The following is a 25,269-nucleotide window of genomic DNA, read 5'->3' as shown; positions in this document are numbered from 1 at the left end:
AACGGCCTTTGGGCTTAGGTAAGGAATGAATCATGAGCAATGTACCAAACGAATTAAAGTATGCACCCTCACACGAATGGATTCGCGCAGAAGGCGACGGCGTGTACACCGTAGGTATTACTGAGCATGCTCAGGAATTGCTAGGTGACATGGTATTCGTAGAGTTGCCAGACGTAGGCGATAACGTAGCTGCTGGTGATGATGTTGCTGTTGCAGAATCAGTTAAAGCGGCCTCAGACATCTACGCACCAATCGCTGGTGAAGTATTGGCGGTAAACGAAGAGTTAGAAGATTCACCAGAATTGGTAAACAGTGACCCATACGGTGATGGCTGGTTATTTAAGCTGAAAGCTGATGATGAGAGTGAGCTAGAGAGCTTGCTAAACGCAGAAGGCTACGCGGCTTCTATCGACGAAGATTAATTCCCGCCGCCACGGAAGGCCCCCGCAACAATGCTGGGGCTTTTTTAATGATTTCGCAGTTTCTTTCGCACATTGATCTCAGGATACCAGGAACAGCACATGAGTAGTAAAACGCTAACCCAGCTAGAAAATAATCATGAATTCGTAGCGCGCCACATTGGCCCTGATCCGCAAGAACAGCAAGATATGTTGGCTGCCGTAGGCGCAAGTAGTTTAGAAGAAATGACGGCGCAAACCGTGCCGGGCTCTATTCTACGGGAACCTTTTTTGCAAGTTGGCGAATCAATGAACGAGCGCGATGCGCTGGCTCGCTTGCGCAAAATCGCCAAGAAGAACCAAGTGTTTTCTAGCTATATTGGTATGGGTTACTACGATACGCTTACCCCGAATGTAATTCTGCGTAATGTGTTAGAAAATCCAGGCTGGTACACCGCTTACACCCCGTATCAACCAGAAATTGCCCAAGGTAGATTGCAAGCGATTTTGAACTTCCAGCAGGTAACGATTGATTTAACCGGCATGGAAATGGCCAGTGCTTCGTTGTTGGATGAAGCAACTGCAGCCGCTGAAGCGATGGCAATGGCCCAGCGCGTAAGCAAATCAAAATCAAATGCGTTCTTTATTGCCAACAACGTGTTCCCACAAACGGTAGATGTAGTAAAAGCCCGTGCGGAAATGTTTGGCTTCGAGATTATTCAAGGCCCTTGGCAAGATGCAGCAGAGTACGATGTATTCGGCGCGCTTTTGCAAAGCCCAGCAGATAACGGTGCAGTGCTAGATTTAACTGATGTAATTGCCGCGGTGCAGGCGAAAAAAGGCTTAGTGGCAGTAGCTACCGATTTAATGAGCTTAATTGCGTGTAAATCTCCAGGTGAAATGGGCGCCGATATGGTGTTTGGTTCTGCGCAGCGCTTTGGTGTACCAATGGGCTATGGCGGACCACACGCTGCATTCTTCGCTACCCGCGAGAAGTTTAAGCGTTCATTACCTGGCCGCATTATTGGTGTATCAGTAGATACGCACGGTAAAACCGCGCTGCGTATGGCAATGCAAACTCGTGAGCAACATATTCGCCGCGAGAAGGCCACCTCTAACATCTGTACCGCGCAAGTATTGTTGGCCAATATTGCCTCGTTTTATGCCGTATTCCATGGCCCAGAAGGCTTGAAGAATATTGCTGGCCGCATTCACCGCCTTACCGATATTTTAGCGCTTGGCTTAAAGAGCAAAGGCGTGGAAATCGATAACGATACTTGGTTCGATACCCTTACCATTAAGGTAGCGGGCGGCGATCGCGTAGCGATTTTAGAGCGTGCCGCGGCAGCTGAAGTGAACTTCCGTATTGATCGTGATAACACCATTGGCATTAGCCTCGATGAAGCGAAAACCCGTGCTGATGTAGCGGCGTTGTTCGATATTATTTTAGGCGCAGGGCATGGCCTTGATGTGGCCGAGCTTGATGGCGAAGCGCAAAATAGCGATTCAATTCCAGCGCCATTAGCGCGCACCAGCAAGTTCTTAACGCACGAAGTATTTAACCAGTATCATTCTGAAACAGAAATGATGCGCTACATTCGTCAGTTGGAAGGCAAAGATCTTGCCCTTAACCACAGCATGATTTCATTGGGCTCATGCACCATGAAACTGAATGCTACTGCCGAAATGATCCCAATTACCTGGCCAGAGTTTGCTAACTTGCACCCGTTCTGCCCGCTTGAGCAAGCGCACGGCTATGCCGAGATGCTCAGCACGCTTGCAGATTGGTTAGTAGATATCACTGGCTACGATGCCATGTCGATGCAGCCAAACTCGGGTGCACAGGGCGAATACGCCGGCTTGTTAGCAATTCAACGCTACCACGCAAGCCGCGGTGAAGCGCACCGTAACGTGTGTTTAATCCCAGAATCTGCCCATGGTACCAACCCAGCATCGGCGCAAATGGCCAGCATGAAAGTTGTAGTAGTGGCGTGCGATGAGAAAGGTAATGTTGATATTGCCGATCTGCGCGAGAAAGCCGCTGCGGTTGCTGAAAACCTAAGCTGTGCAATGGTTACCTACCCATCTACCCATGGTGTATACGAAGAGCAAATTCGTGAGATTTGCGATATCGTGCACGAGTTCGGTGGCCAGGTGTACATGGATGGCGCCAACATGAACGCACAAGTAGGGGTTACATCACCGGGCTATATTGGTTCAGATGTATCGCACTTAAACCTGCACAAAACTTTCTGTATCCCGCATGGCGGCGGTGGCCCGGGTATGGGCCCCATCGGTGTGAAAAGCCACTTAGCGCCATTCTTACCCGGCCACGTGTTGCTCGATACCAATGGTTTAGCTAGAGGCAATGGCGCCGTTTCTGCGGCACCATTTGGTAGCGCAAGCATATTGCCAATCTCGTGGATGTATATCGCCATGATGGGCAGCGCAGGCCTTCGTGAAGCTACTGAAGTGGCCATCTTAAATGCCAATTACATGGCCAAACGTTTAAGTGAGCACTTCCCAATTCTATTTACCGGCCGTAACGATCGTGTTGCTCATGAGTGCATTATCGATTTACGCCCGTTAAAAGAAGAAACCGGCATTGCGGAAATTGATATCGCCAAGCGCTTACAAGATTATGGCTTCCATTCGCCAACCATGAGCTTCCCAGTTGCGGGCACGCTAATGATTGAGCCAACGGAATCTGAATCGAAAGCAGAAATGGACCGCTTCTGCGATGCCATGGCAGCCATTAAAGCCGAAATCGAGAAAGTTGCCGCAGGTGAGTGGCCAGCCGATAACAACCCATTGGTAAATGCACCACACACCTTGGCAGACATCACCAACGATTGGGATCGCCCCTATACTCGTGAAGAGGCCGTGTTCCCGAAAACTTGGTTACGCGATCACAAGTTCTGGCCAACCGTAAACCGCATCGATGATGTGTATGGTGATCGGAACTTAGTATGCAGCTGCCCACCACTTTCTGCGTATCAAGAATAACGGTGTGTTTGTTTCCCAGTAAATAAGATGTTTACTGGGAATAAATAAGCCGTTTACGGTTTAGTTTGTTGAATAAATAATAAGCAAGCATGGAAGTATTAATGAGCTTGCGCGTTTTGCAACGCACGAACACAGGGAACCGTTCATGAAATCCTCAGTATTCATCTACCACGTATCCCTTTTCCTGCCGTACTCGCTACGCTCGCCGATGTGGGCGAAACTATGTCGAAAGGTTGTCGATTGACAACCAATATTTGTTCGTCTACACTCCATCAAAAGATTTTTGATTAAGTATGCCTAGAAGAAAACATTCAAAAAAAGAAATTGAGGAAGCACTGAGTTACGCTGAAGAGCTCGGTTGGAGAGTGGAAGTAGGTGGTAGTCATGCTTGGGGTAAAATATATTGCCCTTACAACGATAAAGAGTGTCGTTGTGGTGAGTTTTGTATTTCAAGTGTCTGGAGTACACCTAGAAATGCTAGTAATCACGCCAAACAAATTAAGAGAGTTGTTGATAACTGCACTGCTCGGGATAGTGACCCGGAGGAGTAACTGATGAAAGAATTTGAATTTACCTTAAAATTTTCCCTTCCAGATTCTACTCAAGATCCGCAAGACTACATTGATGCTCTTGGAGAATCTGGCTGCGACGATGCGATTATTGGCATAGCTCAAAAAGGCCGTGTTGCGCTCCAGTTTACACGAGAAGCTAGCGATGCATTTTCTGCTGTAACATCAGCGATAGAGGATGTTAAATCAGCCATTCCAGATGCTAAATTAATTGAATCCACACCAGATTTAGTTGGGCTTACTGATATAGCTAAATTAATGGGAGTTACTCGGCAATATTTGCGTAAGTTAGAAACTACTAAGATAAACTTTCCACAACCTGTGCATAGTGGAAAAGTTGCAATTTGGCATCTTTCTAACTTTTTGCAATGGTACGAAGTATCTCAGCGTAAGCAAGTGAATATAACCATTAAAGAGATTGCGTCAGCAAATATGCAAATAAATATTGCTAAAGAATGGGCTCAATTAGATCATAGTACTAAATCAAAAATATCTTCGTTAGTACTTTAAGCGCATAACAATCAGATTAAGTCGATGGCAGGCTCGCTGGGACAGTAACACGGGGGCTCTTTCGCTTCGCTCGGATTTTAGCCCACGTTATGCTGCCCTTTATGTGGGCGTTATTTTTTATTTACTATTTGAGGATCGTTTATGTACCCAGGAGTAGCTTTATTAGCCATTATTGTTCAACTTACCATTATTATTGGGGTTATCGTTTTTGCAGTTAAATTACTTAACCGTATTACAGAGATTGCAGGTTCGCAAAAATCTATAGCTGAATCTCAAGCGAAGTTAATTAGTTTGTTAAGTAAAAAACAAACAACTCAGGATTCAGCTGATAGTTAATACGTAACAATGGCCATTAATATCAGTGTCAGCAGCGGAGTTAAAAACAAACTTCTAGCCGAAAACACCTAAAGCAAACAGGTATCACACCAACCAAACGGAAAGCCAGCAACTGAAGCGGGTTTATTGATTGGTGTGGGTACTGGTTGAATTTGATTTGCGTACTGGTAGGGCACCCATTGTTCTGCTTGCATGCGGGCGAAAGCTTGTCGCCAGAAGCTTGGGGTGAGCTGGTTTATGGCGCTGCTTTCGGCGTTGATTAACAGCACTAAGCCCATTTCATATTTTGGTGAATAAGATATTTCTGCGCGGAATCCTTGTACCCAACCGCCATGATAAATCAATTCTTCTTGTTGGAAATCGTATACCCGCCAGCCGAGGCCATAATGGGCATCGGTTAGGCCTTGGCGCCAATCGCGGCGGCGTAAATCGCGGCTGGTGCGTACTTTGCGTTCGCGGGTTGCGGCCACTGCCGATGGTGGTAGCACTTCGGGGTAATAGCCTAAGTGGGCGATTAGCCACTGGGCTAAATCGATCGCACTGGCGTTTACGCCTGCGGCAGCAGGAAAGTGATAATAATGGGGTGTTACTTCGCGGCTAAACCAGCCGTTACGGCCCCGAATATGCGCTGCTGCACGGTTTTCGTTGGCTAAATAGGCTTCTAAGCCATACGAAGCATGGTGCATGTTCAGTGGCTTAAATAACTCTTCTTGTACTAAGGCTTCGTAATTTTGGCCGGTTTTTTCGTGCAGTACATCTTCTACCAAACTGAACAATACATTTTGATACCCATAGCAAGCACCTGGCGTGCACATGGGGTTGATGCGGTTGAAGTGCGGAATAATGCGCTCGCGCGGGTATGCCGCTTCAATCAGGTTATCGTAAGCATTGGGAATGACCCCGGTGCTTTGCGATAACAAATGCTCTACGCGCAACTCGGTGGCGTACTCAGGGCTTTTGAATTGCAGCTCTGGAATATATTGGGTAACCGGATCATCTAAATTGAATGTGCCGCGTTCGGCGAGCAAGCTGGTAAGGCTGCCGGCAAAGGTTTTCGAAACCGAAGCAATACGGAATATGGTGCTTGCGTTTACCGGTTGGTTATCGGCTCTGCTGCGCACCCCAAAGGTTTTTAGCTCCACAATTTGATCGCGATGCACGATGGCATACACACCGCCGGGCACATTATCGAGTTGCAGGGCTTGCGCAAAAATATCGGCAAACTCGGGATATATGGATACCTTAGACGTATTCAGGTTTGCTATCGGCGCTTCTGCTCGCAGCACTTTCGGCGACAACACTGTCGGCGACAACATATTGGCCCAAGAATCCACATCGATTGCCGTGTTGATTTGAGTAGCACTAATTTGAGCAGCACTCACTTGTGCAGCATTGGCTTGGGCTGCGACAACAGGTGACGCAGCAGCCAGTGATAAGGCGCTACCAACAACCAGTGCCAGCAGCTTTTTGGGAATATTAGCGTGCACGTTTTTCAGATAAAACTTGGTCTATTAATTTAGTAAAGCTGAGCGCTGTTTCCGTGGTAATGCGGAAAAACTCTTCATCAGCTTTGTCGGAAGTATCGCGTGGTGAGTGGTAATCAGGGTGATCTGCCACACCAAAATACATAAACGGAATGCCTTCTACATGAAATGCGCCATGGTCTGAGCTCATTGTCCAATCCATCGTATTCCCTGCTCGCCATTTCGGCCGATCATGTGCCATTACAATTCGTGCCCCACTTTCCTGCTGAACTCGCCGCACCAAAGGTGCCAACCAAGGATGGTGATAGGTGCCCACCGCGTATAGCAGTTGATCGGTATCGCGGCTGAGCATATCCACGTTCACGTTAAAGGCGATATCATTCGGATTCAAGTGGCCGGTATTAAATAAAGCGTAAGCGCCGGCTAGGCCCTGTTCTTCACCATCCAGCGCCGCAAATAGCAGCGTGTGCTGGGGCTGATTTACACTGAAATACTCGGCGTAAGCTAACAATGCAGCAGTGCCAGAGGCGTTATCGTCGGAGCCATAGTAGATATCATCACCGCGCACGCCCAGGTGATCGTAATGGGCGGTAACCACAATGGTACGCAAGCTTGGATCTTGGCCAATAATGCTACCCAAAACATTTACGCCGCTTTCTACGCGCTCGCTACTGAATGGGTGCATGTAGCCATCACTTCCCGCTGGTGCTAAACCAAGCGCTGCAAAGCGTTCAATAATGTACTCACGGGCTTGGCGGCTGCCATCGGTGCCCGGTGCTCGGCCTGCGCGCTCGGCATCGGCTAACCAATGTAAATCGGCCATTAGCTGCTCTGCATCAATACGATGGGGTGTTTCGGCTGCGCCCGTAGCTGGGGTGATGGCTTCAATACGTGCTGCTTCACGATCGGTTAATACGGAAATAACAATGCTGCGGCCAGGCCACCATGCTAACAACACCAACAAAACGATAAGGCCAACTAGCCAATAGCGGCGTAACCATGATTGTTGCTTATGTTTTTCGGTATTCGTTGCACTCATTGCGGATTCCCATCATTTGTAGCCACTGTTTGTAGCACTTGTGGAGTAGCATTTAGCATTATTTTTCATTGCTACTATCTTATCTTACCCTGTGGCTGCTGCAAAACCTGAACAGATAGCATAGTATAAGCCCCTAACGGTATTTACCTCGCATTTTATTCCTCACATCACGAATGGCAAGCTAGAAATTTATGCAGAAACATGAAAAAGCAGAAAAACCAGCAGTAAAAGAACCCGGGTTAATGGCAAATATGCTGTTTAACATTTTCATTCCGGTGATTGTATTAATGCAGTTAAGTAGTGACGATCGCCTTGGTGCTGCCCCGGCCTTGGTGCTTGCTCTCGCATTCCCGATTGGCTTTGGCTTACGTGAGCTGTGGCAACGCAAAAAAATAAATGGCTTCTCGATTCTTGGTTTAGTAAGCGTATTGCTTACCGGCGGCATTGGCTTGTTGGAGCTAGATCCTGCCTATATCGCTATTAAAGAAGCTGCGGTGCCGGGGATCATTGGCTTGGTAGTGTGGGGTAGCCGTTTTACCCGCTTCCCGGTAGTGGAAAAAATTCTGCTGAACCCAAAAATGATGGATTTAGAGAAGCTGTATCAAACTCTAAATGAGCGGCAACAAACCGCATCGTTTCGGCGGGTAATTAACATTGCTGGCAATGCGGTGGCAGCGGCTTTTTTCTTATCGGCGGCCTTGAATTACTTTCTTGCTCGTATGATTGTAATCAGCCCTGCGGGAACAGAAGCATTTAATAATGAAATTGGCCGTATGACGGCGCTCAGTTTTCCAGTTATTGTATTGCCTACCATGATTATTTTGATGGGTGCTATATTTTACTTGTTCAAGCGTATCCATACGCTTACCGGTGAATCGGTAGAAACATTCTTGTTAGCAAAGGACTAAACACCGCCTGTGGTTACTGTTGATAGTAATGAATCGTTCAGTGTTCGAATTACTCGAGAACTCGGGGATTATCCAGAACACAAACTAGATATTTATCTGTTTGTGCCGGGTGAGTTGGGTTTAAATTTTGATTTGGTAACCGAGCGGGCGTTCTATCATCAAGCATTTCATGTGCAGCGTACCTACCACAGCCAAGTGCAGTTAGAACCCTTGGTGCGCAGCCGCTTAGTGCAGCGTTTAGCCAAACATGAAGAGCGCCCGGGGCCGGAATATCGCTTAAGCCTAAGTTTGTATGCCTATCAATATGTGAATGCGATTGAGCAAGAAGTAGGGCGCATTTTGCGTGATCGCCCAGAAAACTTGCGAGAATCGCTCGCCGAACTGCTTGATTTAAGTGCTACTATTTTGCGCAGGTTGCGCCGTACGGCACCAAAAGATGAAGGCTTGCGCCGTTATTACACTAACGTAGATAACTACCTTTCTTGGTTTTCTGAACAACAATTTTTGCGCTTATCGGTAGAGTTAGAGTTTGCTGATGATGAGCAAGATATTCGCGAATTATTGCTGCGTATTTCTCGCCGCGAATCGAAATACCGCGCCGAGAACGAATACAACTCGGAACGGGTGAATAGCGATAGCACGCGGGTATCGAATAAAATGCGCTTGTTACGCCGCTTAATTGAGTTTCCGGTTACCTTACGCCGCATCGGCCAAGAGCTAGGCAATATCGAAGAGCGGTTTGTGAAAGCCGGAGTGGCTGCGGTGGTAATGACCGCTGTTTCATATGCGGTGCTGCGTGCTCGCGATACCTTGGGTGATGTTACTGCTGTGTTTATTGCCGCCGTGGCCTTGTTGTATGCCGTGCGGGAAGTATTTAAAGACGATATTCGCCAGAAGTTATGGCTGTGGTTGCGCAAAGGGCGGCCAAAATGGCGCCATCAATATGTAGACCCAAATAATGAAAATATGGTGGGTAAATCGCTAGAGTGGATTGATTACAAAAATTTTGTGGATTTAGCCCCCGAGATTAAAAAAGCGCGGCAAGCTACCACGCCCCAGCGCGGTGAAACCGTGTTGCATTACAGCAGTTGGTCGAAAATGCTGCCGGCGCGTTTTTTAAGTGGTTATGCCACTACGCGCGAAACCATTGTGTTGGATTTGGAAGTGTTGGCGCCATTGCTAGAGCAAAGCACCTACCCAATTTATCGCCGCGATGGCAACGATGTGATTAAAGATATCGTAGAAAAACGTTCGGTTTTGAATATCGTTATCCGCGAACGCTGGAGCGATAATGACGATATTCAACGTTGGAAAGTGGTGCTAAACCGCAACGGCATTGTAGAAACCGAAGCCGCCCAGTAGGCAAGTTCGTGTTCATAGCAAGTTCGTGTTCATAAATAGTGATTACCATTTCTCTTTCACCTTGCACTTACACGTGCAGCTAAAAGGATAAGCACATGGCTGGTGCCGCTAAAAACGCTCCGAAACGACAGATATTCGGCTGGGCAATGTACGATATTGCCAATCAGGCATACACCACGATTATTATTTCCTTTGTGTACTCCGCCTTTTTTGTGGCCTACATCGTTCCGGTAGATAGCGTGTGGCGGGATACCTATTGGTCGATTGCCATTATTGGCTCTACGTTAATTGCGATGGTGTTATCGCCTATTGTTGGCCACTACATTGATCAAGGGGTTTCGAAAAAGCGTTTGTTGCTTTGGAGTACTTTGGTGTGCGCCATTTTCACCTGCTTTTTGTACTTTGTAGGCCCCGGTGATATCTGGTGGGGTATTGCCATTATCTTGATCACCAACACCGCTTGGATGCTCGGTGAAGCCATTATTTCCGCTTTCCTTCCTGATATATCTACCCGCAAAAATATGGGCTTAATTTCTGGATTGGGTTGGGGATTAGGTTATTTAGGTGGCTTTGTAAGCATGGTGATGGTGTCGGTGATCATTATTCGTGCCGATCCGGTAGCCGATACCGAGGCTTATATTAGCCAGCACCAATGGTCGATGATTGCGATCTCGATTTACTTTGTGTTGGTGGCCATTCCTACCTTTGTGCTGTTGAAAGAAAAACCCCGGCCGGTACGCAAATTAGCGCCAAGTAACTGGCGAGAAAGCCTGAACTTACTGAATCAACAACGCTTGCAGCCGGTGCTGTTTCGTTTTTTCTGGGCGTTCCTGTTTTATATGGCGGGCGTGCAAACGGTAATTAAGTTTATCGGCATTTATAGCACCGGTGAACTTGGCTTAAGCCAAACCGATTTAGTGGCGGTGTTTTTAGCTACTCAATTTAGTGCGTTGTTTGGAGCCATCGGCTTTGGCATCGTAGAGCGCTTTATTGGCGCGCGCAAAGTGTTGTTTATCGTAATCGGCCTGTGGATTATCGCCATTTCTGGCATGTACGGTATTTATGATATTGCTGCGTGGTTGGATATGAGTGTACGCAATGTGTTTTTGGTAATCGCGCTGCTGGCAGGCACCGGTATTGGTTCTATTCAGGCCTCTAGCCGCTCGCTAGTAGGCTTATTGGCCAGCCCGGAGCGCGATGGTAGTGCGTTTGGTTTGTGGGGCGTATTCAACCGTTTAGCGATGCTGCTTGCCGCCACCTTTGGTATTGCCGCAGATTTACTTACCCGGCAAAGCGCGCTGTTGTTGGTAATCGCATTCTTTGTTATTGGCGCTATTCTACTTACCCGCGTAAACCAGCTTTCGGCCCTCAGTAGGGGTGAATAGTAGGGGCGAATAGTACGGGGAATAGTAGCGGCGAATAACAGTAGCGGAACCGAGCTATTCTTTGCTACCTTGATAAAAAATAATACCAACAAGGTGGTTATATGATTGGCAATATCGGGCTTTTATTGGGCCTCGCATTATTAATAGGGTTGGCGCTGCGTGGGTGGAACATTCTACTGGCAGTGCTGTTATCCATTCTGGTGATTGGTTTAACCAATGGTATGGCGCTGCAGGAAGTGTTTCTACAACACTTTCCCTTTGGAGCTTCTGGTGCCTTTAGCTTCGCCGGTAATTTCCTGCTGCTGTTTTTGTGTGGCGCTTTATTTGGCCGCGTGATGGCCGCAAGCCAAGCAGCCCAAGGTGTTGCCATGGCGATCACCAACTGGTTAGGGCCGAAGCAAGCATTGCTGATTGCGATGCTTGTGTGCGCCTTACTTACCTACGGCGGCGTTGTGGTGTTTGTAGTGATTTTCACTATGTACCCGATTGGCGTAACGCTGATGAAAGAAGCCAACATTCCGCGCCGCCTATACGCAGCTGCTATCGCGCTTGGCGCCGGTACTTTCACCATGACCGCATTGCCGGGCACTCCTTCTATTCATAACGTAATTGCCGCGCGTGAGCTGGGCACCGATTTGTTTGCCGGCGGCTGGTATGGCGTGCTTGCGGGTGTGTTGATGGCCGGTTTGGGGATGTGGTACTTGCAAACCCAATGGCGCAAGGCATTAGCCGCTGGTGATGGTTACGTAGCTACCCCGAAAGATGAGCAAATGGCCGCACTGGCAAGTGCTACCGGCAGTAGCCTGCCCGGCTGGGTACGCAGTATTACGCCGGTAGTGGTTGTGCTGTTGTTGATTGTATTACCGCGCGTACTCATGATGGCCGGCTTAAACGCTGAATGGATCAGCTTTGCCCTAACGCAGCCGGTGCTGTGGGCTAGTTTCGCCTTACTGATGGGGGCGGCGTCTTGCTATCTGCTGTTTCCACCTGTACGCGAAAACTTTGTGCGCACGGCCGGCCAAGGTGCGGATGACGCGCTACTACCACTGATTAACACCGCCGCCGTAATTGGCTTCGGTGGTGTAGTAATTCAAACATCGGGCTTTCATAGTTTTGCGGCTTGGCTGCTTGGGCTGGATTTACCCACCTTAGTTTCGGTGTTCTTATCGGCGAATTTAATCTCGGGTATTACGGCCTCTGCTTCGGGCGGATTGCAAATATTTATGTCGAGCTTAGCGCCTGCTTATCTTGAAGCTGGGGTGTCGCCTGAATTACTGCATCGTATTGCCAACTTGGCTGCCGGTGGCTTAGATTCGTTGCCACATTCAGGAGCGGTGATCGCCTTGTTCACACTCATGGGGCTTACCCATAAAGAAGCCTATCGCGATATTTTTGTGGTAACGGTGTTGGTGCCAATGTTAGCGGCGCTTGCTGTGGTAGCGGTAGCGATGGCGCTTTCATAAATAGGTGTTGTGTAAGAGTACGGGCAGGCTTATCGCACGCTCATGTAAGTTGAACGCGGCTGTGTTTACATTCCGGCCGCACTGTTTTACAACAGAGAGTGGAATTCAATAAAAATAACCTTGATGAACCAAATCAACCAGGGGTTTGCATGTTAGCACTGAAAAAATTATTACCGTTAGCCGGCATTGTTGCATCGTTATGTGTAGCAAGCGCGGTAACGGCAGATACGCGTTGGTCGGTAAACGAACCAATGGGTGAATTTAGCACCGTAGAAATCAATACCACCGAGGGAACTTGGATGAGTGTTGATATTAGCCCAGATGGGGCCTACGTGATTTTTGATATGCTCGGCGACATTTATCGTATGCCAGCGGGTGGTGGTTCTGCGGAATTATTGCGCGGTGGTATCGGTTGGCATATGCAACCAACCTACAGCCCAGATGGCCAATATATTGCTTATACCTCAGATGAAGGTGGTGGCGATAATGTTTGGATTATGAAGGCTGATGGTAGCGAAGCATGGCCAGTAAGTAATGAGAATTTCCGCCTGCTGAATAGCCCAGCGTGGAGCCCAGACGGTGAATTTATTGTGGCGCGGAAACACTTTACCGCGCGCCGTTCATTGGGTGCTGGTGAAATTTGGATGTATCACAAATCGGGCGGCCAGGGCGTAATGCTTACCGCGCGGCCTAATGATCAGAAAGATCTGGGTGAGCCAGCGTTTTCTCCAGATGGTAAGTATGTGTATTACTCGCAAGATGATACCCCGGGCCAAACATTCCATTACAACAAAGATTCTACCGCTGGTATCTACACCATCAAACGTTATGAATTGGAAACTGGCGAGATTGAGAATGTGATCTCCGGCATGGGTGGTGCAATTCGGCCAACGCCATCTCCTGATGGCCGCTATCTTGCCTATGTAAGCCGTGATGATTTCCAAAGCAAATTGTATGTATATGATTTAGAAACCGGTGATCGCCGCGAACTGTATGGCGATCTTACCCGTGATATGCAGGAAACATGGGCCATTCATGGTGTGTATCCAACCATGAGCTGGACCAACGATGGTTCGGCTATTGTGTTTTATGCGCAGGGCGGTATTCACCGAGTGAACGTGGCAAACGGTGCGGTAACTGCATTGCCATTCTCTGTGAATGTGGAAAAAGAAGTACAAAATGCAGTACGTTTCCGCCAGCCGATTGAAGCGGATGAGTTTCCAGTGCGCATGTTGCGTAATACGATTGTTGCACCAAGCGGTGATCGGGTGATTTACGAGGCATTGGGATACTTGCATACCCGGGCGCTACCAAATGGTGAACCACAGCGTTTAACGCGGCAGAACGATCGCTTTGAACTGTTCCCTTCATTCTCACGTGATGGCCGTTATTTGGTGTACACCACCTGGCATGATCAAGAACAAGGGCAAGTGGTAGTGCGCGATTTGCGCAATAATCGTGAGCGCGTGTTACCTACCGGTGTTGGCAAATTCATTGAGCCGGTGTTCTCGCCAGATGGCAAAGCGGTGGTGTACCGGAAAATTAGTGGTGGTTACTTAACCGACCCAAGCCATGGTTTGCAGGCAGGTATTTATCACTTACCGTTAGATAGTGATGAACCGAAGCGTATTGCTACCAGTGGCAGTTCAGTGCAGTTTGGTGCGCGCAACGATCGCATTTATGTAAATGGCTTTGGCGCGAGCGGGCCAGAGTTGCGCAGTGTGGATATTGCTACCGGTGAAAGCCGTACCTTGTATACATCTTCCCACGCAACTGAATACAAAGTATCTCCAGATGGCAAGTACCTTGCGTTTGCCGAGCGCTTTCGTGTATTCGTAACGCCGTTTGTTGAACGTGGCCAAGCGATTAGCATTAGCCCAACGGATCGCCAGTTCCCGATTGAGCAACTTTCCCAGCGTGCTGGTGATAACCTTTCGTGGACAGCGGATAGCAGTAACTTGTACTGGACCTTAGGCCCAGAACTGTATTCTGCGAACCTGAACGGTATGTTTGATATCGGTGGTGATGATACCTTTGAAAAAGTGAGTGATGGCACGAATATTTCATTCACCGCGAATACGTATATTCCAGAGCAAACTATTGCCTTTGTTGGCGGTACTGTGGCTACCATGAATGGCGATGAAGTGATTGAAAACGCTGCCGTTGTGGTGCAAGGCAATAAAATTGTAGCCATTGGGCCGCGTGCCGATGTATCGGTGCCACGTAATGCTGAGGTAATCGATTTTACTGGCAAAACCATGATTCCAGGCTTAATTGATACCCATGCTCATGGTGCGCAAGGTGAAAATCAGATTATTCCGCAGCAGAACTGGGTGTTGTACGCCGGTTTAACCTTTGGCGTAACTACCATTCATGATCCATCGAATAATACGCAGCAAATTTTCACCTCAAGTGAAATGCAGCGTGCTGGTAATATTGTTGGCCCGCGTATTTTCTCTACCGGTACTATTTTATATGGTGCGAATAGCCCAGCGGCTACAGCCCATGTAGATAGCTTAGATGATGCTCGTTTCCATTTAGAGCGGATGAAGAAAGTAGGCGCGTTTTCGGTGAAAAGCTATAACCAACCTCGCCGTGATCAACGCCAACAAATTATTCAAGCCGCGCGTGAGCTGGAAATGATGGTGATGCCAGAAGGTGGCTCGCTGTACCAGCACAACATGAGCATGATTTTTGATGGGCATACTGTGATTGAGCACTCTATTCCTGTAGAAATCATGTATGAAGATGTGTTCCAGCTTTGGGAGCAAACCGAAACTGCCTATACGCCAACCTTAGGTGTTGCTTACGGTGGTATTTGGGGTGAAAACTATTGGTATGCGCATACCGATGTTTGGAACCATCCGCGCCTAAGTAAATTTGTACCAGAGCGTGTATTGCGCCCGCGTTCAATGCGCCGTGAAATTGCCCCTTCGCATCATTACAACCATATCAACATCGCTACTGGCGCTGCCCAGCTGCAAAATCGTGGTGTAATGGTTACTGCTGGTGCCCACGGGCAGCGGGAAGGCCTGGCCCAGCATTGGGAAATTTGGATGATGGAGCAAGGTGGCATGAACCCACATCAAGCGCTTCGCACCGCAACTTATGATGCTGCGAAAAGCTTAGGTATGGAGCATGCGATTGGATCTTTAGAAGTGGGCAAGTTAGCCGATTTAGCGATTATTGATGGCAACGTATTGGAAAATATTCGCTACAGTGATCGGGTTACGCACACGATGATTAATGGCCGTTTATTCGATGCAGAAACCATGCAAGAAATCGGTGCTAATGCACGTGAGCGGAAACCGTTCTACTTTGAGAAGTAAGTAACGCGTTCACTTGTTCGCATATAAAAAGCCACTTCAGAAGTGGCTTTTTTATTGCCCGAGAGCGCATTATTAAACTGGCATTTACTGTAGGCTAGTTGCAGCTGTGGGCTGCTACATCTGCCACTAGTTGGCGGAACCAGCGATGCCCTTCATCGTGCTGAAGTAACGGGCTCCAAATCATTTGTAAATCAATTTCTGGGATCGCAAATGGTGGCGTTTTCAGTACCAAATCAGGATTATCTTCATATAGCTCGGCCGCGCGCGTAGGTAAGGTGGCAATTAACCCCTCGCGTGCTAAGTGCATGGCTACATGGTAATTTCGTGTGAACACGCGAATTTTTCGCTGATGCCCTAATTTTGCTAACGCTTCATCTACCCAACCGAGCTTTTGCACGGCATCGGGGGTCATGCCGATGCCTACGCCAAAGCCGGTTTTGCTTACCCAGCAATGTTGCGCTTTTAAGTAATTATCTAGCGAGTAATCGGTTAACAGTGGGTGCTCATGGTGAATTAGGCAGGTGAAATCATCACTCCAAAGATTCTTTTGGTGGAATGATTGGGGTAAATCATCAAAGCGATTGATGGCGATATCTACTTTGCCGTTTTCTACATCATGGAAGCTCACATCACTTGGGGTCATTAAATCGATGGTAACTTGCGGTGCTTGATCACGCAGCGCCTTCAGTAAGGGCGACATCAGCGTGGAAGCGGCGTAATCGGAAACCATGATGCGAAACACGCGCTCGCTGCTTTCAGCAGTGAAGGTGCGTGAAGGCTGAATCACTTCTTCTACCGAGTACAAAATTTGCCGTACCGGTTGTTGCATGGTTAACGCGCGCTCGGTAGGCACCATACCTTCGCTAGTACGCACTAAAATAGGGTCGTTTAATAGGTTGCGGAGGCGTTTAAGGCCATTACTCATCGCTGGCTGAGTAATGTTTAATTGTTCCGCAGCTCGGGTTACATTACGTTCACGGAGCAGGGCATCAAGATAAATGAGCAGGTTGAGATCGATATTGCGAAAATGATTCATCTGGTGAATTGCCTATGCTGCAAAGAATAAATAAGATGAATGAATTATAAAGAAGCAATTCAGAACTGCAATGATTGAATGTGCATACATGAGGCAAGGTGTTGTGGGCAAAATACCGTACGCGATTCGGTAATTTGCTGCCCCACGAATGCCTCACCAAGGAGAACAAATGGCTGAAAGCCGCCGCATTGCGCGCCTAATACTGCATGGATTTCATACCCATTATCGGCGCTTCCAAGCGATTACCAATACTGCGCAAGGGTACTTTGTAGAAAAGAATTGGCTGGCATTGCAAAAGGCTGCGCGCGATCGTATTTCTTTTTACGATATTCGCGTGCAAGAAACCATTGCCATGTTGAATAAGGAAGTTGCCAGCGATGCGCCGGAAACCGAGCTTTGGCAAGAAGTAAGAACCATTTATGCAGAGCTATTGCAGTTTCATCCGCAGGCCGAGCTGGCAGAAACATTCTTTAACTCGGTTTTTTGTAAGCTATTCCACCGGCGCTATTTTCATAATCAGTTTATATTTGTGGAATCAACGCTTGCCCGGCGCATTCCATTACCGGTAGAAACCGAATACGAAAGCTACTTCCCGGTAGCGGAAGGGGTTCGTGAAACCCTGAGGCGCATTATTCATGAGATGGATTTTCAAGCCGAGTTTGCCGATTTAGAGGCCAATATTGCCCAATTAATGCGCTCATTTCAGCGCCAAGCGAATGTACGCGCCATAGCCGCGCATCAATTGCGCTTAGATGTGCTGCAAAATCCGTTCTATCGGAATAAAGCTGCTTATGTAGTAGGGCGCATTGTTACCGAGCATCAGCAATATCCTTTTATTGTGCCGGTGTTGGTGAACGCTGAGAAAAAGCTGTATTTAGATGCACTGATAACCGATGTAAATCAGATGACCATCATTTTTAGTTTTTCGCGTGCTTATTTTATGGTGAACACCCGTGCGCCTTCGGCATTAGTGCGCTTTTTAAAAGGCTTAATGCCGCGCAAAACCCTTGCCGAGTTATATTCTTCGATAGGTTTGCACAAGCAGGGGAAAACGGAATTTTACCGTGAGTTACTTACCCATTTAGCGGAAACCGATGAGCAAATGGTGCCGGCACCCGGGGTGCGGGGTTTAGTAATGATGGTATTTACCTTGCCTTCCTTTCCTTATGTTTTCAAAGTAATTCGTGATGAATTTGGCGAAAGCAAACCATTTGGCAGAGATACGGTATTAAAGCGTTATCAACTAGTAAAACGCCACGATAGAGTGGGGCGCATGGCGGATACCATTGAGTATTCGAATGTGGCATTGCCGCTAAGTTGTATTGCCGATGATTTATTGGCGGAACTGCAAGCAAGCATTGCTAGCTCTCTCGAGTTTGAAGGCGATTTACTGATTATTCGGCACGTGTATATTGAAAAACGCATGACCCCGCTAAATCTGTACCTCGAATATGCGGATGAAGCGGAAACTGAAGCTATTATTTACGATTACGGCCAAGCACTGAAAGATATGTTGGCGGCGAACATTTTCCCGGGTGATATGTTGCTGAAAAACTTTGGTGTAACCCGCACCAAGCGCGTAGTGTTTTACGATTATGATGAGGTGCAGTATTTGCACGAAATGAACTTCCGCGATCTGCCCAGAGCGGCCTCTATGGAAGAATCATTACAAGCTGCAGATTCAATATCGGTGGCTCCAAACGATGTATTTCCCGAGCAGTTACCCCAGTATGTATTTTATAACCCGAAGCTGCGTGATAAGTTCTTACGCATGTACCCAGAGCTGGCCACGGCGAGTTATTGGCGAGAACAGCAACAACGCATTGCCGATGGCGAACTGGCCGATGTATTTCCCTATCCGCAATCAATCCGGTTTTTACATGTGCAATATGATGAAGCAAATTAGCCTAGCGGTGTATTTAATGGGCTTAACTGTGTGGTGAAGTAAGGCTCATGGCACTAAGCTGAATAAAGTTATTGTAGATAAAGCTGAATAAAAACAACAATGAGGTGTTGAAGATGCGCGGTATCATTTTTTGTATATTAATTGCATGCGCTTGGCCTGTGCAGGCTGAAAAAATCGCTTTAGTAGGCGGCCGATTAATTGATGGCACTGTGGCGGAACCTATTTTGCGCAGCGTGGTATTAATTGAAGATGGAATTATTCAACAGGTGGGCACGGTAGATACGCTTCCTGTGCCGGAAGGTTACCGCGAAATCAATATGGGCGGCCACGATCTTCTACCGGGGCTGTGGGAAAACCACGCTCATTTAATGTTGGTTGGGCACGCCGATTACCCGCATTGGAATGCCACCTATTCAGATCGTTTCGAAAGTGAAATTATGCCTGCGGCAGCGTTGCAATTACTGCTCGCAGGGGTAACGAGTGCGCGCGATTTAGGTGCTCCATTAGCCGCCTCGCGGAATGTGAAGCACGCGATTAATAGTGGCCAAATTCCTGGGCCGCATTTATATACTTCGGGGCCGTTCTTACAGCATAAAGTGGATGATTGGCAACGAGGTTATCGTTGGGAAGTTCGTTCCGTGGCTGAGGCGCAAGCGCGCGTGCAAGAGCTGTATGAAGCGGGCATGGAAATGGTAAAACTGATTGATCATGATGATATGGAGCTTGAGGTTGCTCAAGCCATTGTTGATGAAGCGCACAAACGTGGCATGAAAGTTGTTGGCCATGCCCATAAACCGGATGAAATTCGGGTGGGGTTAGAAATTGGCATTGATAACTTTGAGCACACCGGATTAACTACTGCTCCTGGTTATCCGCAGGATATTCTCGATGCATTAATTGAGCGCACCGCCACTGGGATTTTTCACGGCTTATTGTTTTGGACGCCTACGGTTGAAGGGCTGTGGAATTTTACCGATACGGTAAAGAACCCCACGCGCTTGGACGATCCCTGCTGGGAAATGGGTTTATCAAACGACATTATCGCTGATATCCGGCAATCGATAGCGCAACCTTCACAGCTTGGCTATATGCAACTTACGCCACTGCGCCGATCTACGTTACGCAATAAGATTGCGCAATTGAAAGAAACCGGGGTAGTGATGTTAATTGGCACCGATAGCGGTATCCCAATGAAATTCCATTGCCAATCTACTTGGCAAGAGATGGCGTGGTGGGTGGATGTAATGGAGTTTGATGCTATCGAAACGATTCGTGCGGCAACCTACTGGCCTGCGGTAATGATGGGCGTGCAGGATCGTTTCGGTTCAGTACAGGCCGGTAAAGTGGCTGATATCATTGCTGTTCGAGGAGACGTACTACGCTATATTAATCTGCTACAGAGCGTTGATTTTGTAATGAAGGACGGCACTATTTATAAAGAAAATGGGCAAATTAACCCGGCTGTGTTGTAAAAAAATAACGCCGTAAGTGCTGGGCACTCACGGCGTTATCTGTTGCTTGTTCGTGTTAAGAGAATTGCTCTTCTTCGGTAGAGCCTTTTAATGCAGTAACCGACGAAACCCCGCCTTGAATCACGTTGGTAATATCATCGAAGTAGCCGGTGCCCACTTCTTGTTGATGGGCAACGAAGGTATACCCACGATCGGCAGATGCGAACTCTTCCTGCTGTAACTTCACGTACGCCGACATATCATTGCGTGCGTAATCGTAAGCCAAGTTGAACATGTGGTACCACATGTTATGCACACCCGCTAAGGTGATGAACTGGAACTTGTAGCCCATTGCAGCAAGCTCCCGTTGGAACTTGGCGATAGTGGCATCATCGAGGTTACGCTTCCAATTGAACGAGGGTGAGCAGTTGTAAGCTAATAGTTTACCCGGATATTTAGCGTGGATTGCTTCGGCGAACTGGCGCGCTTCTTCTAAATCGGGCTTAGCTGTTTCACACCACACTAAATCGGCGTACGGGGCGTAGGCCAAACCGCGCGAAATAGCTTGTTCAATGCCCGCTTTTACCTTGTAAAAACCTTCCGCTGTGCGCTCGCCGGTTAAGAAGCGAGTATCGTTAGGATCTACATCATTAGTAAGTAAATCGGCAGCATTGGCATCTGTGCGAGCAACAATAAGGGTGTTTGTACCGGCAACATCGGCTGCTAAGCGCGCGGCTATTAGTTTTTGCACGGCTTCTTGGGTAGGCACCAGTACTTTGCCGCCCATATGGCCACATTTTTTCACTGATGCGAGCTGATCTTCAAAGTGGACACCCGCAGCGCCTGCTTTGATCATGCCGAGCATTAGCTCGTAAGCGTTTAACACACCACCAAAACCTGCTTCTGCATCTGCAACGATAGGGGCAAAGTAATCGATATAGCCTTCATCATCTGGGCCAATGCCCTTCGAACATTGAATTTGATCGGCGCGGGCGAACGAGTTATTAATCCGCTCGACAACTTTTGGCACTGAATCAACCGGGTACAAAGATTGATCTGGGTACATACTTGCGGCCGAGTTGTTATCTGCAGCTACTTGCCAGCCAGATAGGTATATTGCCTGTAAACCAGCTTTTACTTGTTGCACCGCTTGGCCACCGGTAAGTGCGCCTAACGCATTCACATAGTTCTTGCCAAATTTCTCTTGCGCTGCCCCGTTCACTAAACGCCAGAGTTTTTCGGCGCCGTGTTCGGCGTGGGTGTAGGTGATTCGGCGTGAGCCTCGTAAACGCAGCACATCTTCAGCGCTGTAAGTGCGGTTCACTCCTTGCCACCGTGGTGAGGTATCCCATTCTTGCTGTAAATCTGCAGCAGCTTGATGTAGGTTCTTTGCAGTAGTCATGGCGTTAATTCCTTTCGTTGTATTAGCGTAAGTTTTATAAGTATTGGTAGCCCGGCAGGGTAAGAAACTCGGTAAGCTCATCTGCCGTAGTAATGTCATCAAATAGGGTGATTGCGGTGGCGAAGTTCTCGTTTTGCCAGCGTTGTGCGCCCACTTCTTCTTGCACTACAGCAGCCTCCTCGGCGAGCATTTCACGGAATAACACTTTGCTAATGGTGCGCCCATCGCTAAGAGTTTTGCCGTGTTTAATCCATTGCCAAATTGAGGTGCGGGAAATTTCCGCAGTAGCCGCATCTTCCATTAGCCCGTATATCGGTACGCAGCCCTTGCCCGATAGCCATGCGGCAATGTATTGCAGCGCCACGCGAATATTAGTGCGCATGCCTGCTTCGGTGCGTTCGCCACCGCTTGGTTCGAGTAAATCAGCAGCGGTAATGGCTGCATCTTCAGCGCGGGTAACGCGCAGTTGATTGGGGTAATCGCCAATGTACTTGGCCACCACATCGCGAACAGTGGGCGCTAGGCCGGGGTGAGCTATCCATGTGCCATCGTGGCCATTACTAAATTCGAGCTCTTTATCAGCTTTTACTTTGGCTAAAATGGCGGCATTTTCGCCAGCATCTTTGACAGGAATAAATGCGGCCATCCCGCCCATGGCCAGCGCCCCATGTTGATGGCAAGTTTTGATAAGTAACCGCGAGTATGCGCTAAGGAAAGGCTGATTCATGGTAACTACTTGGCGATCGGGGAGAACACGATCGGCATGGGCACGCAGGGTTTTGATGTAACTGAAAATGTAATCCCAGCGGCCACAATTAAGCCCCACAATGTGCTCTTTCAGGCTGTGCAAAATTTCATGCATTTGGAATACAGCAGGTAGAGTTTCAATTAATACCGTGCAACGAATAGTACCGCGCAGCACCTGGAATTTGTTCTCGGTGTAGCAGAACACATCGCTCCACCACTTGGCTTCTTGATGGTGCTGTAGTTTAGGTACGTATAGATACACACCGCTGCCGTTAGCGATACGCGTTGGGTAGTTGTGGATAAAATACAGGGCGAAATCTACTAAGGCGCCCGGCACGGGTTCGCCATCAACCAGTAGGTGTTTTTCCGGCAAATGCAAGCCGCGCACACGAGCAATTAATAGAGCAGGGTTTTCTTTCAGAGCATAGTGCTTACCGCTGTTCGCATCGGTGTGCGTGATAGTGCCCAGATTGGCATCGCGCAAATTAACTTGGCCCTGCATTAGGCCTTCCCAGGTAGGCGATTGAGCATCTTCAAAATCGGCCATAAACACATCAACATCGGCATTTAAGGCGTTAATGATCATCTTTCGTTCTACTGGGCCAGTGATTTCTAAATGGCGTTTTTGTAAATCTGCAGGAATGGCTGCCACCTGCCAATCGCCTTCTCGAATGCTGCTCGTTTCGCTAGCAAAATCCGGTAGCTCGCCGCCATCGTAATGGTTCTGGGCAATTTCCCGTTGTTCTAAGAGCTCTTTTAGCTGCGGCCGGTACTTACGCGTAAGCTCAACGATAAATTGCTGTGCTGCGTTAGTGAATAGCTCCTGAAATTCAGGCGCTAGCGGAACAGTGAAGGTTAGATCTTGGTGTGGCGTGAAGTTGCTCATATTTAAACCCAATTTGTTGGATGTATGTTAACCATGAGCTGAGTATGAGCGTGGTTATTGCATTCAGCCAATCTATGGGTAAAATTTCAGCCATTCACACAGTTTATGTATCTGGGGTATAAGTTTTATGAATGAAGGGGAGTAGTAGGAAGGTTTCAGCAATAAAAAAGACCGCCGAAGCGGTCTTTATAAGGAGCAGAGTTAAGCGTTCGTTACACTTTGCCAAATACCAAGAAGGTAGCGCTATTTAGCCATAAGTGCATAAAGATACTGGCAGCGTAGCCAAGGAAAATAACCGGCGCCCATTTTAAATGCACCATAAAGGTATAATACCCGCGAGCTTGGCCCATCAATGCAACACCTGCTGCCGAGCCAACCGATAACAAACTACCGCCGGTACCTGCTGTTAGAGTGATCAATAGCCATTGGCCATGGGACATCTCTGGTTGCATGGTGAGTACGGCAAACATTACTGGAATGTTATCAATTACCGCCGAGGCCATACCTAACACAACGTTTGCGTAAGTAGGATTCCATTCATTGTAGAGGAAATCCGACATTAACCCGAGGTAGCCGAGAAAGCCTAAACCGCCAACACACATTACCACGCCGTAGAAGAATAGTAGCGTATCCCACTCGGCTCGTGAAACTCGGCTAAATACATCGAATGGCACTACGCCACCTAATCGTTTTAACCGCTCTTGATCGCCAGCTCGTTCTGCCATCGCGCGTTTGCGTGCCAGTGAGCCAGGGAGTGTCATGCGTAAGAAATAGCCGAAGAACTGCAAGTAACCTAAGCCCATCATCATGCCCAGTACTGGCGGCAAATTCAGGAATGTATGGCAGGCTACGGCTGTAGCAATAGTGAGCAAGAATAGGGCGGTAATACGAAAAGCACCGCGTTTCAACTCAACCGATTCGCTGATAGCAGAGGGTTTCCGATTCTCAACAAAGAAACTCATGATGATGGTTGGAATCAGGAAGTTAACCGCCGCCGGCACCATCAGCGCTAAGAATTCTTGCGCAGACACCATGCCGGCTTGCCATACCATGAGCGTGGTAATATCGCCAAAGGGTGAGAATGCACCACCAGCGTTTGCGGCAACTACGATATTTACGCAACACAGGCCAATAAACTTCTTATCGCCTTCAGCAACTTTCATTACTACGGCACACATCAGTAACGCGGTGGTTAAGTTATCGGCAATTGGCGAAATAACAAATGAAAGTATGCCGGTTATCCAAAATAGGGTGCGGTAACTAAACCCTTTACGAATCATCCATGCTCGCAAGGCATCGAACAAACGCCGTTCTTCGAGGGCGTTAATGTAGGTCATTGCCACCAATAGGAAGAGCATCAACTCCGAGAATTCGAGCAATGTTTGCCGAAATGCATGTTCGGCCGATTCTTGCATACCTTGCTGGGTATACACCCAACCGATAAGAATCCAAATAATACCTGCGGCTACCAGCACCGGTTTTGATTTGCGCATGTGCAGTTTTTCTTCGCCCATCACCAGGATGTAAGCAACGATAAATACACCAAGCGCAATAAAACCAACGCTGGTTGCGGTCATATCAAGTTCTGGGGCAGCAGCATAAGCAGCCGGGCTTATGAACAAGCCAAGAGTGAGGAGGAGCATTCCTATTGCGATTTTCATTATTTTTAACCTGCAATGTTCCAGTACGCGCAGGATCGCGCACTGTGAGTGCGAACAAGAAGAGAGAGTGCCTTTAGTGGCCTAAAAACGGCGCAAGGGTATCACAATTTGAGGAAAATGCGAGCGGAAAAACTGTGTTAAGTAGACCAAAGTATAGGTTTCTTTGGGGTACCTAAAAATAGGCATAAAAAAACCTGCAATTAAGCAGGTTTTTTTATAATGGTGCCCGGAGGCGGAATCGAACCACCGACACGAGGATTTTCAATCCTCTGCTCTACCGACTGAGCTATCCGGGCAAAACTAGTTAACGCGTTGCGTTGTGGCTGCAATTAAACGTTTTTAGGGCTTTGAAGTCAACCGGTTTTTCCTGTTTGCCGTTTGATTGCTCACG

17 protein-coding genes and 1 tRNA gene are annotated in these 25,269 nt (G+C 47.9%); 11 read left to right on the top strand and 7 right to left on the bottom strand.

Annotated features, from left to right (window positions below):
- The first annotated feature begins 32 nt into the window (after positions 1-32).
- The 4 genes from gcvH (at position 33) to ACNA7P_RS05735 (ending at position 4,819) form a co-directional block, all read left to right on the top strand.
- Entirely contained in the window at positions 33-422 is a 390-nt protein-coding gene (gene gcvH, locus ACNA7P_RS05750; RefSeq protein WP_416257661.1) for a glycine cleavage system protein GcvH, read from the top strand.
- A 99-nt stretch (positions 423-521) separates the two neighbouring features.
- On the top strand, positions 522-3,404 hold the full coding sequence (gene gcvP / locus ACNA7P_RS05745) for an aminomethyl-transferring glycine dehydrogenase (RefSeq protein ID WP_416257660.1): 2,883 nt from the start codon (positions 522-524) through the stop codon (positions 3,402-3,404).
- Between the two features lie 554 nt (positions 3,405-3,958).
- Positions 3,959-4,483 (top strand): DNA-binding protein, encoded by a 525-nt coding sequence (locus ACNA7P_RS05740; protein ID WP_416257659.1) that lies wholly within the window; start codon positions 3,959-3,961, stop codon positions 4,481-4,483.
- A gap of 141 nt (positions 4,484-4,624) precedes the next feature.
- Positions 4,625-4,819, top strand: coding sequence for a hypothetical protein (locus ACNA7P_RS05735; protein ID WP_416257658.1), 195 nt, complete (start codon positions 4,625-4,627; stop codon positions 4,817-4,819).
- 68 nt (positions 4,820-4,887) lie between these two features.
- Here ACNA7P_RS05735 and ACNA7P_RS05730 read toward each other — a convergent pair whose 3' ends face one another.
- Together ACNA7P_RS05730 and ACNA7P_RS05725 are read right to left on the bottom strand one after the other, a co-directional pair.
- Positions 4,888-6,306, bottom strand: a complete 1,419-nt coding sequence (locus ACNA7P_RS05730) for a serine hydrolase domain-containing protein (protein ID WP_416257657.1) — start codon at positions 6,304-6,306, stop codon at positions 4,888-4,890.
- The gene (locus tag ACNA7P_RS05725) at positions 6,296-7,342 is read right to left on the bottom strand and encodes a M28 family peptidase (protein WP_416257656.1); all 1,047 of its coding nucleotides are present in this window, start codon (positions 7,340-7,342) and stop codon (positions 6,296-6,298) included. The genes ACNA7P_RS05730 and ACNA7P_RS05725 overlap by 11 nt, the downstream gene beginning before the upstream one ends.
- A gap of 191 nt (positions 7,343-7,533) precedes the next feature.
- Between ACNA7P_RS05725 and ACNA7P_RS05720 the strand changes: the two genes are divergently transcribed.
- From ACNA7P_RS05720 to ACNA7P_RS05700, 5 genes are all read left to right on the top strand, one after another.
- Complete coding sequence (locus tag ACNA7P_RS05720; protein ID WP_416257655.1) at positions 7,534-8,250, top strand: VC0807 family protein; 717 nt, start codon at positions 7,534-7,536, stop codon at positions 8,248-8,250.
- 9 nt (positions 8,251-8,259) lie between these two features.
- Positions 8,260-9,612 carry a hypothetical protein gene (locus tag ACNA7P_RS05715; RefSeq protein WP_416257654.1) on the top strand — a complete coding sequence of 451 codons (1,353 nt, stop codon included), beginning with the start codon at positions 8,260-8,262 and terminating at the stop codon, positions 9,610-9,612.
- Between the two features lie 95 nt (positions 9,613-9,707).
- Entirely contained in the window at positions 9,708-10,997 is a 1,290-nt protein-coding gene (locus ACNA7P_RS05710) for an MFS transporter (RefSeq protein ID WP_416257653.1), read from the top strand.
- A 101-nt stretch (positions 10,998-11,098) separates the two neighbouring features.
- Positions 11,099-12,460, top strand: coding sequence for a GntP family permease (locus tag ACNA7P_RS05705; RefSeq protein WP_416257652.1), 1,362 nt, complete (start codon positions 11,099-11,101; stop codon positions 12,458-12,460).
- 158 nt (positions 12,461-12,618) lie between these two features.
- Entirely contained in the window at positions 12,619-15,789 is a 3,171-nt protein-coding gene (locus ACNA7P_RS05700) for an amidohydrolase family protein (protein WP_416257675.1), read from the top strand.
- Positions 15,790-15,883: 94 nt separating this feature from the next.
- Here the strand turns inward: ACNA7P_RS05700 and ACNA7P_RS05695 are convergent, their stop codons facing one another.
- Entirely contained in the window at positions 15,884-16,825 is a 942-nt protein-coding gene (locus ACNA7P_RS05695; protein WP_416257651.1) for a LysR family transcriptional regulator, read from the bottom strand.
- A gap of 169 nt (positions 16,826-16,994) precedes the next feature.
- Here ACNA7P_RS05695 and aceK point away from each other — a divergent pair, with 169 nt between their 5' ends.
- Together aceK and ACNA7P_RS05685 are read left to right on the top strand one after the other, a co-directional pair.
- Positions 16,995-18,731 (top strand): bifunctional isocitrate dehydrogenase kinase/phosphatase, encoded by a 1,737-nt coding sequence (gene aceK, locus ACNA7P_RS05690; RefSeq protein ID WP_416257650.1) that lies wholly within the window; start codon positions 16,995-16,997, stop codon positions 18,729-18,731.
- A 113-nt stretch (positions 18,732-18,844) separates the two neighbouring features.
- The gene (locus tag ACNA7P_RS05685; protein WP_416257649.1) at positions 18,845-20,203 is read left to right on the top strand and encodes an amidohydrolase family protein; all 1,359 of its coding nucleotides are present in this window, start codon (positions 18,845-18,847) and stop codon (positions 20,201-20,203) included.
- Between the two features lie 55 nt (positions 20,204-20,258).
- Here the strand turns inward: ACNA7P_RS05685 and aceA are convergent, their stop codons facing one another.
- The 4 genes from aceA to ACNA7P_RS05665 all read right to left on the bottom strand — a co-directional run bounded on the left by aceA (position 20,259) and on the right by ACNA7P_RS05665 (position 25,174).
- A complete protein-coding gene (gene aceA, locus ACNA7P_RS05680; protein ID WP_416257648.1) occupies positions 20,259-21,584 on the bottom strand; it encodes an isocitrate lyase in 1,326 nt (441 codons plus the stop codon).
- A gap of 34 nt (positions 21,585-21,618) precedes the next feature.
- A complete protein-coding gene (gene aceB, locus ACNA7P_RS05675) occupies positions 21,619-23,217 on the bottom strand; it encodes a malate synthase A (RefSeq protein ID WP_416257647.1) in 1,599 nt (532 codons plus the stop codon).
- A gap of 212 nt (positions 23,218-23,429) precedes the next feature.
- The gene (gene nhaD / locus ACNA7P_RS05670; RefSeq protein WP_416257646.1) at positions 23,430-24,878 is read right to left on the bottom strand and encodes a sodium:proton antiporter NhaD; all 1,449 of its coding nucleotides are present in this window, start codon (positions 24,876-24,878) and stop codon (positions 23,430-23,432) included.
- A 220-nt stretch (positions 24,879-25,098) separates the two neighbouring features.
- Positions 25,099-25,174, bottom strand: a tRNA-Phe gene (locus tag ACNA7P_RS05665).
- Positions 25,175-25,269 lie beyond the last annotated feature (95 nt).

It is taken from the genome of Aliidiomarina sp. (genome assembly GCF_047920995.1).
Classification (GTDB): domain Bacteria; phylum Pseudomonadota; class Gammaproteobacteria; order Enterobacterales; family Alteromonadaceae; genus Aliidiomarina.
The sequence above is the reverse complement of the archived record's forward strand: the minus strand, read 5'-3'. Positions and strand labels throughout refer to the sequence as shown.

Bases quoted from the DNA above. Each gene is read 5' to 3' on its own strand.
- gcvH (WP_416257661.1), top strand. From the start codon at position 33: ATGAGCAATGTACCAAACGAATTAAAGTATGCACCCTCACACGAATGG.
- gcvP (WP_416257660.1), top strand. From the start codon at position 522: ATGAGTAGTAAAACGCTAACCCAGCTAGAAAATAATCATGAATTCGTA.
- ACNA7P_RS05740 (WP_416257659.1), top strand. From the start codon at position 3,959: ATGAAAGAATTTGAATTTACCTTAAAATTTTCCCTTCCAGATTCTACT.
- ACNA7P_RS05735 (WP_416257658.1), top strand. From the start codon at position 4,625: ATGTACCCAGGAGTAGCTTTATTAGCCATTATTGTTCAACTTACCATT.
- ACNA7P_RS05725 (WP_416257656.1), bottom strand. From the start codon at position 7,342: ATGAGTGCAACGAATACCGAAAAACATAAGCAACAATCATGGTTACGC.
- ACNA7P_RS05720 (WP_416257655.1), top strand. From the start codon at position 7,534: ATGCAGAAACATGAAAAAGCAGAAAAACCAGCAGTAAAAGAACCCGGG.
- ACNA7P_RS05710 (WP_416257653.1), top strand. From the start codon at position 9,708: ATGGCTGGTGCCGCTAAAAACGCTCCGAAACGACAGATATTCGGCTGG.
- ACNA7P_RS05705 (WP_416257652.1), top strand. From the start codon at position 11,099: ATGATTGGCAATATCGGGCTTTTATTGGGCCTCGCATTATTAATAGGG.
- ACNA7P_RS05695 (WP_416257651.1), bottom strand. From the start codon at position 16,825: ATGAATCATTTTCGCAATATCGATCTCAACCTGCTCATTTATCTTGAT.
- aceK (WP_416257650.1), top strand. From the start codon at position 16,995: ATGGCTGAAAGCCGCCGCATTGCGCGCCTAATACTGCATGGATTTCAT.
- ACNA7P_RS05685 (WP_416257649.1), top strand. From the start codon at position 18,845: ATGCGCGGTATCATTTTTTGTATATTAATTGCATGCGCTTGGCCTGTG.
- aceA (WP_416257648.1), bottom strand. From the start codon at position 21,584: ATGACTACTGCAAAGAACCTACATCAAGCTGCTGCAGATTTACAGCAA.
- aceB (WP_416257647.1), bottom strand. From the start codon at position 23,217: ATGAGCAACTTCACGCCACACCAAGATCTAACCTTCACTGTTCCGCTA.
- nhaD (WP_416257646.1), bottom strand. From the start codon at position 24,878: ATGAAAATCGCAATAGGAATGCTCCTCCTCACTCTTGGCTTGTTCATA.